Annotated in this window: 15 protein-coding genes; 1 reads left to right on the top strand and 14 read right to left on the bottom strand. The window is 56.0% G+C overall.

Annotation, left to right across the window (positions count from 1 at the left end; genetic code table 11):
- The first annotated feature begins 157 nt into the window (after positions 1-157).
- The gene (locus V6575_RS00180) at positions 158-1,210 is read left to right on the top strand and encodes a helix-turn-helix domain-containing protein (protein WP_340271953.1); all 1,053 of its coding nucleotides are present in this window, start codon (positions 158-160) and stop codon (positions 1,208-1,210) included.
- 10 nt (positions 1,211-1,220) lie between these two features.
- Here the strand turns inward: V6575_RS00180 and V6575_RS00175 are convergent, their stop codons facing one another.
- From V6575_RS00175 to tssH, 14 genes are all read right to left on the bottom strand, one after another.
- Positions 1,221-2,042, bottom strand: a complete 822-nt coding sequence (locus V6575_RS00175) for a M15 family metallopeptidase (protein WP_340271952.1) — start codon at positions 2,040-2,042, stop codon at positions 1,221-1,223.
- A 344-nt stretch (positions 2,043-2,386) separates the two neighbouring features.
- The gene (locus V6575_RS00170; RefSeq protein WP_340271951.1) at positions 2,387-3,346 is read right to left on the bottom strand and encodes a hypothetical protein; all 960 of its coding nucleotides are present in this window, start codon (positions 3,344-3,346) and stop codon (positions 2,387-2,389) included.
- A 71-nt stretch (positions 3,347-3,417) separates the two neighbouring features.
- Positions 3,418-4,173 (bottom strand): PP2C family protein-serine/threonine phosphatase, encoded by a 756-nt coding sequence (locus tag V6575_RS00165; RefSeq protein WP_340271950.1) that lies wholly within the window; start codon positions 4,171-4,173, stop codon positions 3,418-3,420.
- Entirely contained in the window at positions 4,173-4,847 is a 675-nt protein-coding gene (gene tagF / locus V6575_RS00160; protein WP_340271949.1) for a type VI secretion system-associated protein TagF, read from the bottom strand. Before tagF ends, V6575_RS00165 begins: the two co-directional genes overlap by 1 nt.
- A complete protein-coding gene (gene tssM / locus V6575_RS00155) occupies positions 4,844-8,437 on the bottom strand; it encodes a type VI secretion system membrane subunit TssM (protein ID WP_340271948.1) in 3,594 nt (1,197 codons plus the stop codon). Before tssM ends, tagF begins: the two co-directional genes overlap by 4 nt.
- Before the next feature lie 2 nt (positions 8,438-8,439).
- Positions 8,440-9,834: a type VI secretion system protein TssL, long form gene (gene tssL / locus V6575_RS00150; protein ID WP_340271947.1), complete on the bottom strand. Its 1,395-nt coding sequence runs from the start codon at positions 9,832-9,834 to the stop codon at positions 8,440-8,442.
- 25 nt (positions 9,835-9,859) lie between these two features.
- Positions 9,860-11,194: a type VI secretion system baseplate subunit TssK gene (gene tssK / locus V6575_RS00145; protein ID WP_340271946.1), complete on the bottom strand. Its 1,335-nt coding sequence runs from the start codon at positions 11,192-11,194 to the stop codon at positions 9,860-9,862.
- A gap of 30 nt (positions 11,195-11,224) precedes the next feature.
- Positions 11,225-11,662, bottom strand: coding sequence for a type VI secretion system lipoprotein TssJ (tssJ, locus tag V6575_RS00140; protein WP_340271945.1), 438 nt, complete (start codon positions 11,660-11,662; stop codon positions 11,225-11,227).
- A 12-nt stretch (positions 11,663-11,674) separates the two neighbouring features.
- The gene (gene tagH / locus V6575_RS00135; RefSeq protein WP_340271944.1) at positions 11,675-13,258 is read right to left on the bottom strand and encodes a type VI secretion system-associated FHA domain protein TagH; all 1,584 of its coding nucleotides are present in this window, start codon (positions 13,256-13,258) and stop codon (positions 11,675-11,677) included.
- Positions 13,259-13,263: 5 nt separating this feature from the next.
- Positions 13,264-13,554 (bottom strand): PAAR domain-containing protein, encoded by a 291-nt coding sequence (locus V6575_RS00130; RefSeq protein ID WP_340271943.1) that lies wholly within the window; start codon positions 13,552-13,554, stop codon positions 13,264-13,266.
- A complete protein-coding gene (locus V6575_RS00125; RefSeq protein WP_340271942.1) occupies positions 13,551-14,183 on the bottom strand; it encodes a DUF6931 family protein in 633 nt (210 codons plus the stop codon). The genes V6575_RS00130 and V6575_RS00125 overlap by 4 nt, the downstream gene beginning before the upstream one ends.
- An 11-nt stretch (positions 14,184-14,194) precedes the next feature.
- A complete protein-coding gene (locus V6575_RS00120) occupies positions 14,195-16,249 on the bottom strand; it encodes a type VI secretion system Vgr family protein (protein ID WP_340271941.1) in 2,055 nt (684 codons plus the stop codon).
- A gap of 331 nt (positions 16,250-16,580) precedes the next feature.
- Complete coding sequence (gene tssB / locus V6575_RS00115; protein ID WP_340271940.1) at positions 16,581-19,637, bottom strand: type VI secretion system contractile sheath small subunit; 3,057 nt, start codon at positions 19,635-19,637, stop codon at positions 16,581-16,583.
- Positions 19,638-19,791: 154 nt separating this feature from the next.
- Entirely contained in the window at positions 19,792-22,494 is a 2,703-nt protein-coding gene (tssH, locus tag V6575_RS00110) for a type VI secretion system ATPase TssH (protein WP_340271939.1), read from the bottom strand.
- Between the last annotated feature and the right edge of the window lie 13 nt (positions 22,495-22,507).

Raw genomic sequence — 22,507 nt, 5'->3', positions numbered from 1 at the left:
AGGTGAACTCATTGGATTATTGTCGGTGATGCCGTCACATGAATTGTGATTTGTGCAACACAATGGCTCATTGTAGGGGGTGTCAGCGAGGCTGAAAATCCAGCTACAATGGATTTCATCGGGTAATTCACAATCTCGGGCATGCTTGAAAGGCGAAATGGACTTGAACGAAGCCGATACCTTCATGACAGAGAAAAAGCCAATTCCGGGGTTTAAATTCTCGACCGAGGACTTTCGTCAGGAAGAGCAATTTGGCGCCTGGTGCGACTTTACGGCTGCAATGTGTGATTTGGAGTCGCTGACGCCGGTCCGTGACGGTTTTATTGCCAGTGCAGAGGCTTACAATCTCGGTTCAGTTCAATTGACCAATTTTGAAGTCGCTCCAATGAGCTTCAAATATACAGAAAATATCATCCGTAAATCCGGGTTTGATCATTGGTGCCTGAGCGTCATAACCAAGGGAAACGTTGCCGCCGAGAGCGCAGACAGTGGGTTCGATACGGCGGCAGGCGGGGTTGTCCTTCATTCCTACGCGACCCCGTTTGTCGGCCAGATTGATGCTACGAATTACTCTGCATTCTTTTTCAGCCGTGATGATTTTGGGGATGTTGCCGACAAGCTGGACCGGGCTGCGCATCAACAGGTGACAGGTCCGATGTCAAATATTCTTGGCAGCTTCCTGATGTCCCTCGAAAACCAAGCAAAAGATCTGACGATAGCAGACGCCTCTGCGGTGAGTGATGCTTTCGGTCATCTTTTGAGGGCGATGATCGCGCAAACACCGGCGACGCTGGACGCCGCGAAATTACCAATCGCAGCCGCTCAATTTGATCGGGCGCGGCGGTTCATAAATGGCAACCTGAAGTCGCCACGCCTCACCCCGGAGACGATCTGTGCCCATCTTGGGGTTTCTCGTCGTCAACTTTATTATCTCTTTGAGCAACAGGGCGGCGTAGCCAAATTTATACGAAATCGTCGGTTAGCGGCTTGCTATAAAGCGATCGCGAAGGCGAATGAAAAAATGCTGATCAGCTCGATTGCCTATGAATACGGGTTTACCAATCTCTCATCTTTCTATCGGCAGTTTCAGGCGCAATACGGTTTTCGCCCAAGCGAAGCAAGGTCTGCGGTGCTAAATGGCTATAGCCCTTCGGAGAGCACAGACCACTCATTTGTAGAGTGGTTGCTCCGCGCTGATGAGCCATATTGAGAGCTCACACTTAGATCTCACCCAGACGGCGCCATTGCAGAAGTTTATCGCGGCTAACTTCAAAATGCATGGAATCTTCACGGCTAAAGCCCGCCCCCCAGATCCATCCTTCCTTTTTGAAGAAGTCTGCCAGAAGGATGAGACCCAGCTGTGTCTTGCCGTCTGCCAGAGTGTCGAGGACGCCGTCAATATTGATGTCGACAGCCAGCCCATAGGCATGCGCGGAAGCCGAGCTGATTGAGCCTCTGATCCGGCGTACGCAGAGTGATCCAGCGCTCTTGATCCGAGCATATAGTTCCGGTTCGAATACCTGCACATTGGCAAAGACTTGGCGAAGCGATGCTAGAGCCGGGCGCAGCATCCGGGCCTTGATCGGCCCGACATCTTCCGTAGCAAGAAGGCTTTTCAGCTTTGGGTTTGTCGCCGACTGACAGTCATCGGTCAAACCCTCGCGCGGGAGGCCTATGAGTTTTCGCAGAAAGGATGGCGTTGAAACCGTCAACCCTTCGTTAGCTGATCTTCGGTCCGCGATCAGCACGACCTGGGCAAAGGAGTCTTTCAAAGTGTCGGAGGCTCCGGGGTTCGCCGGAGCGGGCTCGTTGTCGTTGGTTCTGCCTGTCAGTCCAAGCGAGGTTCTCGCGTCCAGTCCGTCAATGCGTTCTCTAAGCAGTTGGACATCGCTCTCAAGGGTGGCAACCTGTTCTCTCAGGTCCGTGGTGTCGATCACGGGCGGGGGAGGTGGCGGCGCAGCAAACTTGAGGTGAGCATAGTGCCAGCCAAAGGGAGCTGAAGCGATAGACAGGGCTATGAGCAGGCCTACCAAAAGTCTCATGGCGTCAGTTCCCGTGTCTTTGGTTTCTTGATGCGTTGAAAACTCGAAGGCTCGTTGCAGATTACTGCTGCGGGCGCGGTGCCTTCCACTGTGTTGGTAGGTTAAGCTTCAAGCCCAAAAGGTTCAGCTCCAACGTCAAAAATATCATTTTGTCGCGAAATTCTTTCCGGATCTATGATTTGCCAGCCAGCTATGGGCTTAGGATTTATCCGTAAATCTGGTTCTATGGTGTTTTTGAGCCGAATGGTGGCTGGGACTATCGGCAGACATCAAGGGATAGCGCCCGGAGAGATCCAAGTTCCGCTAAGTGGAAGGACTTCAATCGTATCGCCTCAATGGAAGGTTCAGGAACACGGACACATGCTGCACATGTCGAAGGGCTCCATGTCGATGGCAAATTGGAGTGATCCATGCAGTGCCAAAACGATATTCAGGAAGGGGGCAATGGCGAGCTTTGGCGGAGAGAAATTGAGCCCTGCAAATGCGGCGCCTAATGACGGAGCTACGCTCTCGCCTAACTGGATATCCTCGAGAGATGGCAGGAGGTCAAGCTTTTGCGACAGCGCCAAAGCCGGAAGAGGGATGGGAATACCGAACTTGCTCCAAAGGGAGAGCATCAGCCTCACACGTCCCAGTGTAGAGGGGGAAAAACCGTCACCAAAGGCCATATTGATGGTGGCAAGGGATTCAAGCACCAGTGCAAGTTTGGTGAGAAGGGGCATTGGGATTAAAAGACTGGGCGGTGACAGGCTTGCCAGTCCGCTCAATCGGTTCTGAAGTGCAGAAACCGCGCCTGTTTCCCCCAACGGCGGGATGTTGAGCGACTCGCTCAAGGTCATTAACCTTGGCAGACTGGCCACAAACCCAGCCATTTTTAGATGCGGAGGAGTGAGTGCAAATCTAAAGTTGGGGCTGAGGGTCGAGGACGGGAAGGCCGTTACCGAGAAGGGGTCGATCCCCAGCGCTCTAAGATCCAGGACAAGCCTTGCTATGAGGGAATAGTTTAGCAAGGGTTGCATTCTGAGAGTTGCCAGCCAGCCGAGTCTGGGCCAGAGGTTGCGTGTGATGCTGGTCGCGGCCTGTTCCATCTGGAACTCGAGCTGAGGCAGGTCATCAAGTACAAAAGTGCCCACCATCATTGAGAGCATCATCGAGATGTTGGCCAGACCGCCGCCGCCAAAGTACATTTTGGGTATGGTTGTAGGATTGAACCCGGCCGCGATTTGCATGTCGAGCCGGTTTGCCGGGTCTAGTCCTGGAAGCGCGGCAGCAAGCTGTAGGCTAAGGGGGGCCGTAGGCAGCATCGGCGTGAGCCCCATGGAAAACCTGTTGCGGGCCGCATCTGCTGGTAGGGTGCAGAAACATGGCATTTGCTTCAGACCTCTACTGCGATGATGGAGACATTGTCCGAAGCGCCGCCGTTGAGGGCCAACGTTAGCAGATCATCGGCAACGGTCTCTATCGGACGGTCGGAAAGATGCTGCTGCAGGATCTCTGTATCTGCATATTGAGATAGACCGTCGGAACATAACAGGAAGCGGTCCCCTGGCATTATGTCACCCCTGCGCTTGTCGATTTCCAAGACATCGCCGACACCGACGGCACGTGTGATCTGGTTGCTATTGGGATACTGCGCGGCCTCGCTCCAGGTCAGTCGTCCCTGTTCGACGAGTTCGCCAACGACCGAATGGTCGAAACTGATCATGTCCAAGACGTCATTTCGCAAACGATAGAGCCGGCTATCGCCAACCCAAAGGCACATGAAGTGCTCTTCTGAGAGGACCAGCAGGACGGCCGTTGCGCCAATCATCCCGTTCCCGCGCCGGGCGGCTTCTGTCTTGATTGTTGTATGAGCTTTGTGCAGAGCCGTTCGCGCCTCTTGCATGATTTCGCTTGGTTCAAGGTCTACTGGCAGCTGGTTCATGGCGCTAACCACTGTTTGGCTGGCAAAGTCGCCGCCCGTGTGGCCGCCCATGCCGTCGCTTACGACCCATAAGCCGAGTTCTGGTCTGCTGAGGATTGCGTCCTCGTTAATTTTGCGCACGTAGCCGACGTGCGTCGTTGCGCTGTGGCACCTGCGGCCCAGGAGCGAGCTTTGGGTCATGTGAATAGCCTCTATTACATTGCTCATTAGAGTTGCCAGGAAGCTGCCTGGAGGTCGAAAAGGCCTGCGGCCAGTTCCCGTCCCTGCGGCATCTCCGGAGCGAAAAACATCCGGTTCATCCCACCGTAGGCAGAGGTCCAAAGCGTTGCTGGTGCTTGTGTTGCAAGGGCGGGAATCTGTTGCTCGATGAGGCCGTTTGTCACCAAGGCGGTCGCTGAGCCGAGCCGGGAAACCCGCGATTGCATTTTTACATTGAGCGGCGGGAGTTGCGCGAGGGCTTCTTCCATGTCCGTTATGGCTGCCTTGTCATCGAGCATTGCCAAGGCAGCCTCCTCGAGTTGAGGGAACACAGGCTGAAGGGCTTGGTATGTGGTCCAAGCCGTTGCACCGGCCTCGGTTATGGGATCTTCCATCGCGAGGCATAGCGGGAACTGGCGGCCAACCCGGTCCACACTTGGCATCAGGATGCCGGCGATCGGGCGCGGTCCGCAAAAGCCAGCCGAGAGGGCAAATCGCCAGATTGGAGCGCTGACATAGCAGGCCTGCCAGCGGTCTCCGAGTGCTTCCTTGCCGTCAATCAGGATCCCTTGCATCCAGGCGTCCCAAGCGCTGATGAACTGAGGGGACAGGCCTTTTCGTATGAAATCGCCGACACAGGGGACTTTGCCGTACCAGCCGAATTGCGTGTTGCTCCCGGTCATAGCGAACTCGGACAGGAAAAGCTGTCCAGCGCAGAGATCGTGAACGGGTTCAGTGCGGACCCGGCCCGGAGCTGGAAAATCGCGATCCTGCCCCCAAGGTTAAAGATCACTCGGTTTCGATCTGAAACATTTGTCCGGCGCACCTCCGCCGTGTCCAGCAGACGGAACCAGGCCCATGGGCCTTCTCGTTGAATGGAGTTCTTCACGTCGGAGCGGGACGGTGAGAAGGCAACACGGGTACGCCCGCCACCGGCCTGACCTGGCCAGGTGAGTGGTGTGACTTCAGGAGGTCCGTGCGCATAGATGACGGGTTGGCCATCGATCTCGACTGTTGCTTGCTCTACATTTGGATCCAGCGCAACGGGTTTGATGTCGAATGTGATCGACGGCAGCCCAGGGGCAAGGAAGAAACTGTCGCGAATTTCCCGGGCCTTCTGGAACTGCCCGATCACTGCATTGGAGATGCCGATGTCGACCCCATTAACCTGTCGCAGGCGCCAAGGGTTTGTGGAGGTGTCGACGAAGGGGGCGAGGTTTTCTTTGAAAAAGCTATCTATGAGGCCGTCCGGAGCAAAGAACTTGCCAAAGTCCTTGAGTGCAACGTCGGCCTTTGCCTGACGGTCGAAGGGGTAGCGCCCGTTGATTGCCTGTTTACAGAACGGCAGCGCATCGGCTTGCCACTTGGCGTTCAAATCGGTACGTGCGCCGCCGACGGCAGCCCCTGATGACGCTGCAACAACCTGGGCTATCCAACGCTGAAGAGGGTTCGGTAAAAGCGTGATCGTCGCCTGCAATTCATTTGCAGCCGTTCCTTTCTGCCCGACGATCGCGGCACCTGAGTTTTGGCCGAGAGACAGGCGGTTGAGTTCGTCGAATACAGCGGCCATGCGCTGGATAACACCGTCCAGCTGAGAGGGGGCACCATCAACCTTGTTGACGAGCTCGTGCAAAGGTCGGAAACGGTCTTCGACGAACTTCCCTGGAGAGGCATCTACCTGGCCGGCGGTGCTCCTCGCGACTGCTGAACTTAGCGCTTCGAACACTGGCGTATCCTCTGCACTGAGGGTCGTGACAACCTCGTCTCGCGCCAATTTTGCTACAAGGGAGCCGCTGTTTTCCTTGACAGCGTTACTTCCCCGTAACTGCGTCAGCTTCGTCTGCTGCGAAACTGCGTCCAGAAGATTGCGAACCGGGGAGGTCGGACCCGAAAGTATGTTTATCACCTGTGTCGCCTGACCCAGGCTTTCCATAGGGATAATGTCGACGTCTGCCAGTAGTTCGTCGTATTGGCTAACATAGTCATTTTCATAGAGAGCAAGCACGTCTCGGCCGAGGCGCTCAAACGTGTCCGGCGATATGTCCTCGGCCTTCGTTCCAAGGACCAGGTTCTGGACTATGGCCCTCTCCTTGACGGTGGCCAGTTGAGGTAGGAAATAAGCGTGGAAGCCCTGATACGTATATACGCCGTCGATACCGGCGCTGAGCGGCGTGCCGGATGTGCGCAGGAAGACCCGCGAAACGGCTGGCCCGCCGACATCGGTGATACGAAAGGTCTTCAGCGCGCGGGTCGCGGGTGCTTTCACAATACTTTGGTAGATGCGTTCTGCCAGCGGAGTTTCAGCAAGCAGAGACTGGATCTGTTCAACCAGCGGACCATTGAGCGCAATACGTCGCATGGGCTGGTTTACAAGTTCGTCCAGATGGCCAGAGAGATCGAGCAGCAATTGATCCTGTCCTGGAAATTCCAGAGACCAGTCAGCGAGCATCCACTGTTTGACGGTATCAGCATCCATTGCCCCCTGAAGTCCGAGCATCAGATAGACTTTCAAGGCTTCGAAAAGAAACTCCGGATTGTTTATGTTTGTCTGTAGCTGTTCCTCAAGTCGGAAAAGAAGACGCGGCAATAAGAGCGTGTTGAGCGCACCACGGTACGCCTGAGCGGACTCTGTTCCAATGGCGTCGCCCTGGTAAAGACCGAAAGTCAGTTCAACCGGTGGCTCGGGATCAGTGGCGGCTGGGTTGCCCGGCAGATCGCGCAGGGTATTAAGCGCAGGCACGATCTCCGTGAGATTTGCATCAGCGATGGGGCTTCCAGGAATTTTCTTGGAGACCTTTTGGAACTCATCAACCTGCGAGCGGGCATCGGCGACCAGAGTAACATTACCCAGGTAGCTGTTGGTCCAGACAGTCGCAGCGCCGACGAGCGTGAGTATGCCGCAGGCAATGACACCGCCCTTGATCCAGCGATATCGCCGTTCCACGATGTCATCGGCAGAAACAAGCCCGGACTCGCGGAAAATAACGCTATTGAGCAACCGTGTCAGAAAATAGCTGCGTCCTTTGCCCTGGCCACTGCCCAAGGCCTGACGCCCGATGCCGAAAGTTTGCGACATGCCCATCATCAACCGGTCGATGGGCGTTCCCTCTTGTGTTCCAGAGGTGAAATAGACGCCGCGCAGAAACTGACTGTCCTCGTAGCGGCTTTCATGAAAAATGTCGCCGAGAAAGGCATCCGCCACGCTGCGCAAGGACGCAATCTGCGACGGGAAACCGGCGATCAGGCTGCGGCGCTGATAATCGGTCTCCGCCTGCATCCGTTCAAGGCTGAGGTTGGACAGCTGAGTGACCAGAGCATCGAACTCGGTATTAAAGGCTGCGACTGGATCCGATTCACGAGAGGCCTTCTCGTAGGGAAGGGTGAAACCCCAGACCTGCTCGCGCTCTTCTGACCCTAGGTTTTCAAAGAACTCCTGGAAACCGGCAATCAGATCGGCTTTCGTGAATATGATATAAATCGGGTATCGGACACCCAGACGCTGACGCAGCTCTTGCAGGCGGGTTCTGATCGCCCGGGCGTGGGTACGGCGGGCCTCCTCGTCCTGAATGGACAAATCCGACAGGCTGATGGCCACCATTGCGCCATTGATGGGTTGGCGGCGGCGGTATTTCTTGAGCATCTCCAGAAAGCCGGTCCAGGCTTTTCCATCTGCGTCGCTGTTGCTGTCCTGGGTCGTGTAGCGTCCGGCGGTATCGATCAGAACCGCCTCGTTTGTGAACCACCAGTCGCAATTTCGGGTGCCGCCGACGCCACCTATGGCTGTCTTGCCCATGCGCTCCGCCAACGGGAATTGGAGACCTGAATTGACAATGGCGGTGGTCTTGCCTGCTCCCGGAGGTCCGATAATGATGTACCAGGGTAGTTGATAGAGATAACGGGTGCCAAAACGGCCGCCGAGTTTTGATTTCTTGAGAAAGCCAAGCGCTTCGGTCAGCCGATTGCGCAGTTCGCCAAGTTCTGCCTTAACGTTCTCTTCCTCATCGTCCACTGGCTTGGACGCATTATCTGTGATTGCCTCTGTTATCTGGCTGTCGCGTGAGCGCCGGCGCAGCAGGATGATCAGGATAGTGATGGTCGTGAGTGCAGCGATTACAGCGATGGCGATCAGTCGGCCTGAGATGGGGTCGAAAGGCCGGATATTGCCGAATGCCAGAAGTGGGCCGAGATACCAAACCGTTACAGCCAGGATCAGGCTAAACAGAATCAGGATGGTGATAGGGCTGGTAACGCGGTGTCGGATTAAGCGGAGCATGGTTAGCCTGCCTTCACTAGAATGACTTCGATACGACGGTTCTTCGCGCGCCCTTCAGGCGTATCATTCGAAGCAATGGGGGTTTTGTCGGCCCGGCCCTCAGCCGTGATGCGGGTATTGTCCTTTAGCGCTGCGGAAATTCGTGCCATCGCTGATTTTGCACGCGCCAGAGAGAGTTGAAGATTCGAGGGGAAACGTGCTGTCTTGATTGGAACATTGTCCGAATGACCGGCAACGATGATGCGGCCTTCCTCATCGTCCAGAGCTTTGGCAACCCGGTCCAAGATGCCTTCAAATTGGGGCTCAAGCTGATCCGAAGCTGAGGCAAACATGCCTTCTCCGGCAATCCGGATCGTCAATGTATTGCCATCGCTGGCGACGCTAACCAGACCTGCTTTTATTTCAGGTTCCAGGAAGGAAGAGACGACCTCGATGGTTTCTACCTCCTTCGATGCGGGAGGAGGTGGCGGTGGCGGAGGAGCAGGTCGGTCGAGTTCGATCGGGCCGTCGAAGTCGAGGGCTGCGATCTGGATACTAAGTCGCTCCGTGTCACCGCTCAGAATGAAAGAATAGATGAAGAACATCAGGCATATGCTGACGAGCGTTATGCCGCTGGTGATCCAGATGGGCATCCATACCGATAGCAGCTGATGTACAATTCCAGTGCCTTTCCAGCGCGATGACAGGGAAGGCTCGGTGATCCCGTGATGTGTGCGGATCAATCGGGCCAATCCGGCACGTATTTCCAGATGCTTTTCTGCACCCCGCGGCGCCACACGAAGTCGACCCTCGAAACCAAGGCTGAGGCACACATAGAAGAATTCCAGCAGGTCTAGGTTTTGGGACGGCACCTTTTCCAATCGCGAGAGCAAGTCGTAAAAGCGGTCGCCGCCATAGGTTTCCTTGTGAAAGGTACCCACCATGCTTTGCTGCGTCCACATGCTTTGGCCACCCCAAGGGGTGTTGAGAACGACGTCATCGATGGTGGCGCAGATTGCATATCGCGCAAGGCGTACGGTCTCGGCAGGAACCATCGCCTCCAGAGCCGTGTTGCCGAAGGCTCGAACCTCTGCAATGACGCTTGTGCGAAGGGCTGCTGGATCCGAGTGCTGTGCCCGATTGCGGATGCGTGCAACCAAGGCGAAGAGCGGTGAGGCGGCCGCGTTGAGCGGGTTCATTCCTGCTGCAGCGGTTCCAAGAGGCACAGACGGCAGGGCGCCAGGAGCAGGCCGGGTAGCTGCGGGCCGGGGAGCGGGCGAGACTGATGGAGCTGGCGGCTGTTCAGTGCCAGGTGGTGGCATTGACGCAGGCGCGGTTGGGCGGCGACCAGCGGGATTGGGCCGAATGACCGTTTTGTCGGTGTCGAACGGTTCGGCAAAGGGGTCGTCACGGTTCATCTGTCGCTCCTAAGCGTGGGGCCGGTTAGCGGATGGCCCAAAGTTCCATTTCGAGATCCGGGAAATCCCCAGCGACATGGACGGCGAGACCGCCGGAAGTTGTCATCTGTTTCCAGTAAGAGCTGTCAGCATCGAGTTCGAAGTAGACAACACCAGCGTGATAGGGGACTTGGCGGGGTGCCACAGGCAGCGGGCGCAACCCGATACCGGGCAATGCGGAATTGACAAGCTGGCGGATCTCCTCAACCGGGCCGAGCTTGGCCTGGGTTGGAAAGTGACGTCTCACGCTTTCTGCAGGAACTGCAGCCTTTGCTGCGAGCACGAAAGTGGCCGACGACAGAAGTCGCTTGTCAGGGATCATCGCCACGGAGATCCCGTACTTGCGGGCTTCGATGGGGATTGAAACAGCATTTTGTTCCAGGACAGCGCTAAGATGCTGGCGCAAAGTTCTGAAAACTGGTTGGAAGACATTTGTCAGGTCATCATGGCGGTAGGCTGGAAACTGCGGGGACAGTTTTTCCGGGGACATAAAGGTCGCCAGTTCGCCGGCAAGACTTACCAGAGCCTGATAAATTGCTTGAGGATGGGCGTTCTCGATAGCAAGCATGTGGCGGATTGCAGGCAAGGCTCGGTTGACCGAAATCAACAGGAGGAAGTCGGCGATCTCGGCCACGCCCTTGGAATTGCTGTTTTGGTTGAGCCGCCCGGCCAAAGCTTCGGCACGATGGCTAAGCAAGCCTTCCAGTTCACGCAAAAATCCGTGTAGCGGCGGGGCAGCGCGAGCATCGGTACATGAGGGAATAAACGCGCGGTCGAGGATGATCTCCCGATCTTGCCTGACCTCAATGATGCGGGCTATCGGGATGACGATCTGGTCCGACAAGTCATCAAGGTCGAGTGCAAATTGTAATCGCAGTTTCCCGATGGCCATTTGAACGCTTCGGCGATCTGTGCCCATGCTGTCAGTGACTTCGATTTCGTCGACCTCATACCGTGCCACGGAATTGGGAGCGCCGGTCATGTCTACTTCTGTCGTTCCGTGACGACGGATTGGGATGGCCAGGTAAACAACGGTATTCTTGACGCTATTGGGTACTTCCAGTGCGGACGGATGGCTCTCGCTTTGAGGAATCCGAAACGTGATCCCATCAGGTGTGAGGCCTGTGCAGGATTTCACTGCGATCTTGCCGAGTTTCAGGAGTTCCTCATCAAGCGTCAGCTCTCGCAGGCCCCAGGCATAGGGCGCGACAGCGGAGGCAACGCCCGACACGAGCGCCTCGACATAGCGATCATTCTGTTGGAAGTGGTGGGGCTGGAGGAATAGCCCCTCCTGCCAGACAACCTTGTTTTCCCAATACACGCTCAGGTTACTCCTTCTGCCGACAGGGGCCTATCGGATCGAAACCGTGGTGCCCGATACGGTTACGCGAATGCGATTTTCGGAATTCGGGATGATGGTCCGGACAGCCTTGAAACGAGCGCCATCTATGTCCCTGAATGCGGCGACAACGCCGATTGCGGACGGAGTTCCGTTGATGCTGCGCGTGTCCGTGACGGTGCGGCCGGGGGCGAGCTGGAACTCATCGACGGCGATCAAGTCCGTGCCGAGCGAAGCCTGGGGTGTGTTGAAAAGCGTAAAGAAATCGGATGAGTTGAACGTTGCCGCCGAAGTCAGGTAGAAGACCTTTACCTTTGCGGGCGCGCCACCGTTCATGTTGGCCGCTCCGGAAATCGCGAGATCAACGGTCGTTGGCGAGGGAGCTGTCGAGACGCAACCGCTCAGGAGAAAGAGCCCGAGGACGGCTATAATTGCTGATTTAAAGGTCATTTTTTCTTCCTGTCATAGCTTTTGCAGTTGTTCTTCGTACGCTCGCGTAAATTCACGTCCGAAGGTCGACTGGAAGTCGTCTTCGGTTTCCTTCGCGATTTGAGCGTACATTTTCTCGTAAGCTTCCCAGTAGCGGGCCTTCTTGCCGCCGAGCAGGCCGCCTAACGTCGAGCCGGATTCGATTCGGTCAGAGAGTTGGTCTGGGCTAAGTCGTCTCAGAAGGTCCTTGAGGGCAGCTTCCATTCCCGACATCATTGCGATCTCGTGGGCGCGAATGTCTTTAAGAGCCTCGTCAGTTGCTGCTTCTGCATCGAGATAGCCACGCACTGAAGGCCGGATCATCGCTTCGACTGCTTGCTCAGGACTGATCGAGAATTTCAGCGGATTGTTGCCGCCCATGCTGATCATGGTGCGGTTCATACGCATTTCACTCTTGATCGATGCGCGGGCCATCAAGATCTCACGCATACCCGCGACGGTGGCGGCAAAGACGCGGCCGAGACGCTCCATGGTTTCAGCAAGTTCCGGGGCAGGGATATTCAAGTGGTCTGCGCCGGCACCAGACAGAAACGCACGCGCTGCGTTTTCGGCCTCCAGAACCGGTTGTTCTGAATGGCCTGCATTTACCGGGCGATCATCGGACGGAACAGGTGAGGTTGGCTGTGCTGATTGAGGTTCCTGAACAAACTGTGGTGCGGCCTCTCTCGCATGTTCAGGCTCGGCAAATGGGTTTGACCGAGGATCAAAAACAGACGCGCCTTGGTTTGCCGGTTCTGGAGAGCTCGGAGGCTCTTGTTGCGCCAGATTCAGGGGACTTTCAGGTGGTAACCGGTCTGGCGGCAGCAGATCGTCCCAGTCATCTGGAATGGTCGTAGCCGAAGCGGCAGGTGCTGAAAAATACTCTTGTTCGGCTGGTTTGTGATCGGCTTCGCTTGCGCCTCCTGGAGCAACTGGAATCGGCAGGCCTTCGTCCAACACAGGGCCAGCTGATGCGTAAGGCGTTGTGAATGGATCGTCTGACCCCAACGGGTCGGCCGAGCCTAGCAGGTCATGTGAGGCCAGCGGATCATTTGCTTGGGCGGAGTTTTCCCATGTCGCCTTGTCGCCGGAAGGCGTTGGTGAGGCGAGAGGTTCATCGAAAAACGACTCCCAGGGATCCGCACCGTTATCGAGAGGATCATCCAGATCCGTACCTGTGAACTCCCGTTTGGGCGCTTCCGGCATAATCAGACTATCACCAGCTGGCGGCAGTGGTTCATTGGCATGTTGATCAGCAGCTGCTGAAGCGATTTCGATCACCAGTTCATAGGTGCCGAGCTGGATCACATCACCGTTGTTCAATGGTGCCGGGATACTGCCAATCCGTTCAGCGCCGTAATTCAGAAAGGTGCCATTCGTGCTGATGTCGATGATGACATAGTCACCGTTCTGCTCTTCCAGAACGCAATGTCGCTTGGACAACAGCCGATCGGGATCCGGTAGCGCGAGATCGTTTCCCTCGCCGCGGCCAATGGTCAAGGCGCCATCCCTCATAGGGACTGTGGACTGACCGTTCGGGAGCGTACCAGAGTTCATAAAACGAACGAGAAGGCTCATTGACACTATCCTCCCACCAGAACAGTGGGGCATCCCATAACGATCATTCCGCCGTGTGCGCAGGTGTCACTCAACCGGGCTTGGGGCTTCTTGCCGGTCAGAACCGTTGTTGATCCCTTGGCGATCATGTCGGGCGGGCCTATGCAAACGGCCATGGCGGTCGCCGTAGCGGCGGGCATCTTGCCGATCAGCACCGTTGGGCAAGGCACAACGATGGGCCCACCAATATGTGGGATCACACCTGTTACCATTGGACAGACGTGAGTGTCGGCGACGCGGGCAGCAGGAAGGGTCATGAGGTTACTTCCTGACTTGGCTCAAAAGAGCGGGTTTCTTGGTTCATGATTATGTTGCCGCTGCCTCCCCGGGCGATATCCAACGCTCTTTCGAGCAGCAAATCGCCGCGAACTTCGACCTGGGCCTCATCTTGAAAAAGCGAGACCAGAGCCATGCCGAACGCGGCACCTCCGACAGCGCCGGGAGGTGCTTCATAATCTTCGAGTTCACCTGGCCCGAGTGTGCCATCTGCAAAAGAGGCGGCCATGGCGCACAGGACAGTCTCGTCTTCGTTCGAAGCGCTGTCGAACGCTTCGCGGGCCAGTGTCCTTGTCTCCGTGCCTGGCTTGTATACCCAGGCTTCGGCGGCCTTCAGGGCGGAGGGCACTGGAGCTCCTTGCGGGATTGTATCCCGGGCGGCCAGGCAGGCCCACCAAGTGACCTGGCGTACCGGCAATGAATGAGCGAGCAGCATCAGCATGTCTATCAGGGCATCTTTAGCGTCCAGTTCGACGAGAACCTCGGCGATTGAAGCGCTGGCGGGCGCCTCAAGCGGGGTTTGCAGAACCGCATTGGCGCGAGTCAGAACCTTGGCTGCTGGCTCATCGGGCACTTTTGTCAGGTTCGAAAATTTGCTGGCGTCTGTCATCTTCAGGCCCATCAGTTGATCATTGTCAGGGAGCCTTTGGCGATCAGCAGCCCAGAAGATTTCAACTGGGTCATGCCACCGCCTTCCAGCTTCAGCATTCCTGCGCCCTTCAGCAGGGCCTGGCCTTTGCTCTCCATTTTCAGCTGCCCCTGGGCACCGACTTGAATTTGTGGAGCGGTGATCGTGACTTTTGTCGGGGTTAATTCGATCTTTGATCCCCCACATTTCAGCGTAATGCTTGATTTGGCCGTGATTTCTAGGGCGGCACCGACGTCGATTTCGTAGTCGTCCGCGACGGTCAACTTGTCGTCAGTGCCGATGTCTGTCTTGCGCGATTTGGCGACAGAGACAGTTTCTTCGCCCTTGGCAACCTTGAAACTGTGATTGCCTTCGCGAATTGTTTCGCTCTTGTCGCCATGGATGGTCTGCGTAAAGGTGCCGCCCTTTTTATGCTCCAGACCTACCGTAATTTCTGCGTTGTTCTTGATGATCTGCTTGAAGTCACGTTCGGACTGCAGGCGCACGAATTCCGCATCTTTTTTATCTTCGAAGATCAGTTCGCTGAAACCGTCACCACTCTTGCTGGTTTGGGTTTTGACACCGCTCTGCGTCTGATGCGCGGGAAGAGAATAGGGAACTTTGGTTTCCCCGTTGTAGACCATACCGGTAATGATCGGACGGTCGAGGTCGCCATCCTCGAACTGGACGACAACTTCCTGGCCGATGCGAGGGACACCGATCATGCCCCAGCCTTTGCCGCTCCAGGGCACCGACGTGCGTATCCAGCAGGAAGACGTGTCGTCGCGGCGACCTTCCCGGTCCCAGTGGAACTGGACCTTTACCCGGCCGTGTTCGTCAGTCCAGATTTCCTCGCCTCGTTTGCCAACCACCATTGCCGTCTGCACACCGGGGCATCTCGGCCAAGGGGTGACCTGGCTCGCACGGAAGGCGGCGTCGATTGGTTGCGCCGCGAAAGTGCATCGGTACATGTCGGAATCGTTGCTAGCGTCGAAATCCAGAGTTGGGCCCAAGATTGCCGTTATGAATTCCTTGTCCTCTGTATCAGCGTCGATAGAGATCTGGTGACGGGCCGATATAACGAGATACTCGGAATTTTCGGTCTTGCGAGGGTGCTTCTTGAGCTTGAATTTAGCGCCGACAGTCATTTGCTTGACGTTGCTGACGCCATGAGTCCGCTGGGCCTGCGCAGCGAAGCTTTCGACCTTGACACGGGCATGGTGTTCACCAGTCTTGGTGTCCAGGTGATGTCCGGGGAAATCGTATACTTCGTAGGATTTGTAAGCATGCTTGCCCTTGGGCAGGGCTTTGACCGACTTTAGGTCTGACTTCGGTTTCTCGAAATCATAGTCTTGCAGGGTTACCTTTCCGGTGTGGATACTTTCGCTTCCGCGCCATTCGAACACATGGTCAGTGCCGCGGCGATACACGTCATCACGAAAATGAAAGTCTATCTCTGCATTATCCTCAATAGTCTTGTGAGAACTGGACTCGTCAGCAAGGACGAGTGTTTCCTTCGTTTTTTCATGGCTGTGATAATAGTAGATTCCTTCTTCCTCCATCAGGCGGGAGAGGAAGGCAAAATCGGTCTCCTGATACTGAACGCAATACTTCCGTTTGCGATAGCTGTGCTTGGTAGTATCCTTGAAATCTGAGAAGCCATGCTGACCAAAGATTTCCTTGATCACGTCAATGACCGACTTGTCCTGAAAGATCCGGCAATTCGATGTGCGCGTCAGGAACCATAGCCACGGTCGAACATCTGCGCGGAAATAACCACGCGCACCATGAGCGCCGAGGTACTCGGCCGCCACGCAGTGACCCTGGAAGTATCGCACCTTGTCCTTCGGAGCATCGATTTCAAGGCGAAGCCTCTCTCCGACCAGCTTTTGCAGGTCGATGTCGATGTCCGAGGACATGAATTCGATGGTCGTCTCCGGGATCTGGCTTAGCCCATCATCGACCTGGGCGCGCACAAGCCATCCCTTGAGCTTGTTGGGAAGCTCAAGGCGGGCCTTACGACCTTCAAATTTTATCTCTTGTGCCATCAGCAGTCCCTTTCGCTTGGAATGGTTCAGTCGAGCGCAGGTGCATCGACCACCAATAACTCGCCTTGGAGCTTCAAGCGCTCAATGATGGCGGGGTGAATGGACCACAAGGAATCCATGCTCTGGCCTTCTGGCATCCTTTGGGCCAGGTCGAATGCAGATGAAAACCTGAGGCACCGGACAGGTGTCGGGTATGGTTCCTGTCCGGACAGAATTGCGTCCAAATGAGGTTCGCCCTCAAGTAGCCAGTAGGTGTTTCCCGTGTGGGCTATGAGGACGCCTTCCTCTTTAGGTAAAGGAGTGAGGGGCGCCGATTTTGTTATCGAGTTCATCATAAACCTTCCAGAAGGGCTGCTAGTTCGGGATCCATTTCCTCGTCTTCAGAGGCGTCTGCATCGTCGCCAAATCCAGCAAGTAAATCGTCAAGATCGATGTCATCTTCCGCGTCCGCGTCATTGCTCACATCCAGGTCGAGTCCCGGATCGTCGCTGCTGTCGCTGGTGGGTGCCTCTATTTCGGCAGAAGGCTCACTGGCAGATTCAGACGGCGATGTGTCTGGTTCGGATGCAGGTGATGCCATTGCCGATGAAGGGGACCAAGGGCCTGCCAGCTCTCCGGCACCTAGAGCTTGGAAGGAGCCCTGGCGGACTTCATTCCGACCTTTGATCGACAGAACCGGAATGAACCCTCGGGTCACCACTTCCGCCGTGGTCCGGGTGTTCAACAGCCGTTCGGTGCAGGGCAACGCCACTTGGTCTCCATATGGGTCGACCATGGTATGGACAGGTATATCACCTAGAGACATGACTTCTCCGAGCTGCATCTTCTTCCCGGACTTGCTGACAGTTGCTGCCATAAGGATGGCAGAGAGGATGACTGGATTGGCCCAAAGCATGCCCGTCAGGCCGCTTCGCAGGGTGAACTCCTCGAAATCGAACGGATCAACAGGCTCGGTCTTGGCGCCATATGGCAAGCGAAGCAGAAACCGTGGTGCGGCCAGGCCGACGTAGGCAGCCTCTGGGAGCGCGCGGAGGTTGTTCCACGTCTCCGCCACCAGCGGGTGCCGAAACTCTTTGCGGGTGTCCAGGAACAGGGGAGAAATCGCGGTCACGAACGGGGCGTTCATCCAGGCGGAAATCTTGGACATCCGGGCCAGAAGTTCCGCATGGGGCGGCGTTTCTTCAAGGGTGTAGAGACCAAACACCGAAGACAGCGGGCCCTGAGCTTCGTCTAGGCGTGGCTCCTCGGCAAGCATCCGAAAGAGTCCACTCTCGGCAAGATCATCCTGTGCCGCTAGATCAGCGGCCCATTCCTCGGCGGAGACATCATAAAGGACGATTTCCAGGGCTGCGCCAGTCTCGATCCGGCGGGCAAGCAATTCCAGAGAGCGCCATGTGGACTCCACTGACTGGAAATCAGGGTGATGCAAGATGGTTCGCATCGCACTGGACAGTGCCTCGTCGACTGCAGCGAGCATGGTCTCCTGCGCCGGGTCGGGAGAAGCTTGAACAAAGGGCGCTACGATACGGCCAATAATATCTGAGGCGGGACACGCCTGTGCCTGATGACCCTGCATGTCGCCGATAAGCGCCTGGAAATCACTAAGCTTGCGATCAGCGGGTACGGAGCTTCCCTTCGCCCGTTTGCTGGGTGCGCGGGGCGCGTTGCCATTTTGCTCGCCCCAGGTTTGAAGCTCTGCAAGAGCAGCAGAATCGCCGCGCGCAACACGTTGACGAAAAGACGACAACTCCTCGAACAGTTCTACGTTTTCGTAGAGTTCGTCGGGGTGGAGATCGTCAAGGCTGCTCAGCTTGACTTCTATCCCCTCACCATCATTCCCTAAAGGCAAAACCAGTGTCGTGCCAAACCGGGCGATTACATCATCGATATTATCGACATCGAATCTGATCGCTTTTCGGTTTGCCAGGCTATCGCCAATTTCCATTTCGCCGCGGCTAGCCCGACCGGAAAAGTCAGCAAGAATGGCGATCCGGAATTTGGCGCGCGCTTCATCACGGTCTTCCGGGCGGTCTGCCGAAAGGGTACCGAAGGGCGAGCGGATGGCAGGGGCATCTGCAGTGTCTGTCGCATCGTCCGCGGCAGGATCGTCATGATCTTCCGCAAGCAGAGCTTCGAGTTCTGGAGCGCTGTCGTCATCTGCTAGCAGTGCAGCCAGTTCAGCATCGTCGCCAGTGCTGTCTTCGACATCGTCATCGGCCAAAAGAGCCGCCAGCTCGGTGTCATCTTCTGTTTTATCATCATCGTTGCCAGCCATAAGATCTGCGAGTTCGTCGTCCTCATCAGACCCACTGTCGTCTTTGCCATCTGCTAGCAGTGCAGCCTGTTCAGCATCTTCTTCATCGCTGGCATCGTTATCCTCAGCGCTAAGCAGGGTCGCGGGCCCATCATCTTCGCCAGCGCTATCTGCCTGCAGGAACATAGCTGCCTCATCCACGTCCTCATCCATTTCCGAGAGAGGGGCGGCGGTTTCCACCTCGTCGTCGCTTAAAAGGGCTGTGAGGTCGCTGTTTTCGTCAGACACAACGTTATCCGGATGGGCATCGTTTTCATCTTCAATATACAGCAATGCAGAAAAGTCGATTTCGTCGGTTTCCTCGGGCAATGTGGTCTCACTGGCGACTTCCCGGAGGCCGTCGAGAACATCATTCAACTCGCCATCTTGATTTACATTGCCGTCTGGAAGGAACTCTGCATTTGCCTTCAATTCTGTCAGCGCGATTTCTGTGTTGGTCTCGTCACTGGCGGCTTCCGTTACAGGAAGCTCGCGCAGGCTGGTCAGAATATCGGAGACATCCTCTTGGGCGTCCTCGTCCGGAAGATCTAAGGCTGTTGCGCGCAGACCAGCCAAAGCAGTTTCAGGATCAATCTCTATCGATCCTGAGGAAGGCATGGCTGAAAGAGCGGCTAGGGTCGTTGGATCGGAAATCAGCTTCGCGATCAGGTTTTCGGCTCCAGTCTTGCCATCCATATAGGTGGCAAGATGGGCAAGTTGGGTCCTTGCCTCCAACAGCTTGCGAAGCGGCTCCACCTTCCTTGCGATTGCGGCGGGAGAAAAATCGTCCATGCTTTCGAAAGTAATGTCGACTGCAAGGTTACCTTCACCCGTGAGGGTGTTTGGAACGATAAACGCCGCTCGAGGTTTCATCGATTTCATACGGTCATCGAAATTGTCGATGTCGATTTCCAGGAACTTACGATCAGAAACCGCTGGAAGCGGTTCCTCCGATTTGCCGGACAGGTCCGACATGACGCCCATGATGAAAGGCAGCTGGACAGTCTTTTCCGCTCCGTATACTTCCACGTCATATTCGATCTGCACCCGTGGCGCCCGATTCCGCGCAACGAATTTTTGACCACTATTTGACATTGGAAGCGCTCCACAAGCTGATTAACCGGTGGCAGGGGTAACTTTTCCCCGGCCTTGTTCATTGGTTAGTGCTCGTGAAGCCGCCGGAGGTTCGCTCCGACAGCAAAAAAATCTGAAAAACTTTTAACGGCCGGGTATTTTTACGACCCCGGCTTCAGTCAAAGGCGTATGTAAAGTCGTCTTCTGACACATCAACAGCGATCCCTTTCACCGGGTCACCGTCGAGCATTCGGGTTAGAAACTCCGTTGAAATCGCCGGAAGCATTGTGTTGGTCACAATGGCATCAATCATGCGGCCACCGCTTTCAAGGTCCTGACAACGTGAGACAATTGTATCGACAACGGCAGCTGAATAGGTGAATGGGACCGAGTAGGTGTCGGTGACACGTTTCTGGATACGCCCCAGTTGCAGTCGGGTGATCTGAGCGATCATGTCGGGAGAGAGCGGGTAGTAGGGGATCGAGACCATCCGGCCTAGCAAAGCGGGCGGGAAGACCTTGAGAAGCGGGTCGCGCAGCGCTTTTGCCATGCCTTCTGGCTTTGGCATAAGGTCCGGATCGGCGCAAAGGTCCATGATGACTTCTGATCCCGCGTTTGAAGTCAGGAGGATCAGCGTGTTGCGGAAGTCGATCATCCTGCCTTCGCCATCTTCCATCATGCCCTTGTCAAAGACCTGAAAGAAGACCTCGTGAACATCTGGGTGCGCTTTCTCGACCTCGTCGAGAAGAACGACGGAATAGGGCTTGCGACGCACCGCTTCAGTGAGAACCCCGCCTTCGCCATATCCTACATAACCCGGAGGCGCGCCTTTCAAGCTGGAGACGGTATGCGCTTCCTGGAATTCGGACATGTTGATTGTGATGATGTTCTGCTCACCGCCGTAAAGGGTTTCAGCAAGCGCGAGTGCGGTTTCGGTTTTGCCGACCCCTGAGGTTCCGGCCAGCAGGAAAACGCCAATAGGCTTCGACGGATTGTCCAGTCCGGCGCGAGACGCCTTGACGCGCTTGGCTATCATTTCCATGGCATGATCCTGGCCGATGACCCGCTTTGACAGGTGGTCTGCCAGGTTCAGGACAGTCCGGATTTCGTCCTTGACCATGCGTCCGACTGGAATGCCGGTCCAATCTGCGACAACTGAGGCAACTGCCTGAGCATCTACAATCGGCAAAACAAGTGGATTTTCGCCTTGAAGAATGCTGAGCTCCTCCTGTTTGCTTCGCAGCGATTTGAGCACTGTACCACTATCAATCCCGTCGCTTTCCGAAGCGTTTTCAGGAGATGCTCCGTCGCCATCAACATCGACGGCCAGTCCTTTTTCTCGAAGTTGCGCACGCAGGTCGAGGATATTGCCTACCAGTGCCTTTTCTGTCTCCCAACGACTGCTCAGGTCTGTGAGCCGACTGTTTTCGATATCAAGTTCGGTCGTAACGCGTGTTCGGCGCTCAAAAACGTTGAGCCCTGCCGTTTCGTCCCGGGCGATGATTTGAAGTTCGGTGTTGAGGGCTTCGATGCGGCGCTGACAGTCGTCCAGTGAAGCTGGCACGGCGTGGAGGCTGATCGCCACGCGCGCACTTGCCGTGTCCAATACGCTGACCGATTTGTCCGGCAGCTGGCGCGCGGGAATATAGCGGGCGGAGAGCTTTACTGAAGCTTCCAGGGCTTCGTCGAGGATCTGCACCTGATGGTGCTTTTCCAGCATTACGGCAACGCCGCGCATCATCAGGATAGCCCGCTTTTCGTCGGGTTCGGCAACCTGAATGACCTGGAATCGCCGTGTCAGGGCTGGGTCTTTTTCGATGTGTTTCTTGTATTCGCTCCAGGTGGTGGCGCCTATCGTGCGCAAGGTGCCGCGTGCCAGGGCCGGTTTGAGAAGGTTGGCAGCATCGCCAGTCCCCGCCGTGCCGCCAGCACCAATCAAAGTGTGTGTCTCATCAATGAACATCACGATGGGAACAGGACTCGCCTGAACTTCTTCAATGACAGATTTCAGGCGGTTTTCGAATTCGCCTTTCATTCCAGCTCCCGCTTGTAGCAGACCTATGTCCAGGGACAAAAGCCGCGCCGCGCGCAATGCGGGAGGTACATCGCCGCTGGCGATACGCAGTGCAAAGCCCTCGACGACTGCGGTTTTACCAACCCCAGCCTCACCGGTCAGGATAGGGTTGTTTTGGCGACGGCGCATCAGAACGTCGACGACCTGTCGAATTTCTTCATCGCGCCCGACGACAGGATCAATGTCGCCCTGGCGTGCCTTTTCTGTCAGATCGCTGCAGAATTGATCCAACGCCGCATTGCCCCCAAGTTGCGGTGATACGGGGTTGGACGTGCTATTTTTAGTTGTCTGCGCTGGGGTGGAGCCGTCCTGTGGCGGCAGGCCTTCTTCCGGAGAGCCGTTCAGCAGGTCGTTGAAATGTTCAGAGAGATGATCCGACCGGATCTTCTTGAACTCTGATGACATGCCCTCGAGTAGATTGCGAAGGTGGGGTGTCTTTAAAATGCCGAGGATCAAGTGACCTGTGCGCACCTGGTTTGCACCAAAAAGCAGAGAGGCATAGACCCAGGCGCGCTCGACGGATTCCTCCAGATGAGGCGACAAGTCGGAAATGGCGGTCGCGCCGCGGGGCAAGGCATCAAGATTGCGGACGAGGTCGGCGGCAACACGTGCCGGATCCAAATCGTAGTGTCGTATCAACCGATGGAGGTCGCTGTTTTGTCCCTGCAGGATCTGATGGATCCAGTGGGCCAGCTCAACATAAGAGTTGCCCCGCATCTTACAGAAGACAGTTGCGCTTTCGATTGACTGGTACCCAAGCTTATTCAGTTTCCCGAATAGGGTGACGCGGCTGATTTCAGTCATGGATTTTCTTCCT

Source organism: Roseibium algae, assembly GCF_037783265.1.
Classification (GTDB): Bacteria; Pseudomonadota; Alphaproteobacteria; order Rhizobiales; family Stappiaceae; genus Roseibium; species Roseibium algae.
This window is presented reverse-complemented; position numbering and strand designations above follow the sequence as displayed.

Bases quoted from the DNA above. Each gene is read 5' to 3' on its own strand.
- V6575_RS00180 (WP_340271953.1), top strand. From the start codon at position 158: ATGGACTTGAACGAAGCCGATACCTTCATGACAGAGAAAAAGCCAATT.
- V6575_RS00175 (WP_340271952.1), bottom strand. From the start codon at position 2,042: ATGAGACTTTTGGTAGGCCTGCTCATAGCCCTGTCTATCGCTTCAGCT.
- V6575_RS00170 (WP_340271951.1), bottom strand. From the start codon at position 3,346: ATGCTGCCTACGGCCCCCCTTAGCCTACAGCTTGCTGCCGCGCTTCCA.
- V6575_RS00165 (WP_340271950.1), bottom strand. From the start codon at position 4,173: ATGAGCAATGTAATAGAGGCTATTCACATGACCCAAAGCTCGCTCCTG.
- tagF (WP_340271949.1), bottom strand. From the start codon at position 4,847: ATGACCGGGAGCAACACGCAATTCGGCTGGTACGGCAAAGTCCCCTGT.
- tssM (WP_340271948.1), bottom strand. From the start codon at position 8,437: ATGCTCCGCTTAATCCGACACCGCGTTACCAGCCCTATCACCATCCTG.
- tssL (WP_340271947.1), bottom strand. From the start codon at position 9,834: ATGAACCGTGACGACCCCTTTGCCGAACCGTTCGACACCGACAAAACG.
- tssJ (WP_340271945.1), bottom strand. From the start codon at position 11,662: ATGACCTTTAAATCAGCAATTATAGCCGTCCTCGGGCTCTTTCTCCTG.
- tagH (WP_340271944.1), bottom strand. From the start codon at position 13,258: ATGAGCCTTCTCGTTCGTTTTATGAACTCTGGTACGCTCCCGAACGGT.
- V6575_RS00130 (WP_340271943.1), bottom strand. From the start codon at position 13,554: ATGACCCTTCCTGCTGCCCGCGTCGCCGACACTCACGTCTGTCCAATG.
- V6575_RS00125 (WP_340271942.1), bottom strand. From the start codon at position 14,183: ATGACAGACGCCAGCAAATTTTCGAACCTGACAAAAGTGCCCGATGAG.
- V6575_RS00120 (WP_340271941.1), bottom strand. From the start codon at position 16,249: ATGGCACAAGAGATAAAATTTGAAGGTCGTAAGGCCCGCCTTGAGCTT.
- tssB (WP_340271940.1), bottom strand. From the start codon at position 19,637: ATGTCAAATAGTGGTCAAAAATTCGTTGCGCGGAATCGGGCGCCACGG.
- tssH (WP_340271939.1), bottom strand. From the start codon at position 22,494: ATGACTGAAATCAGCCGCGTCACCCTATTCGGGAAACTGAATAAGCTT.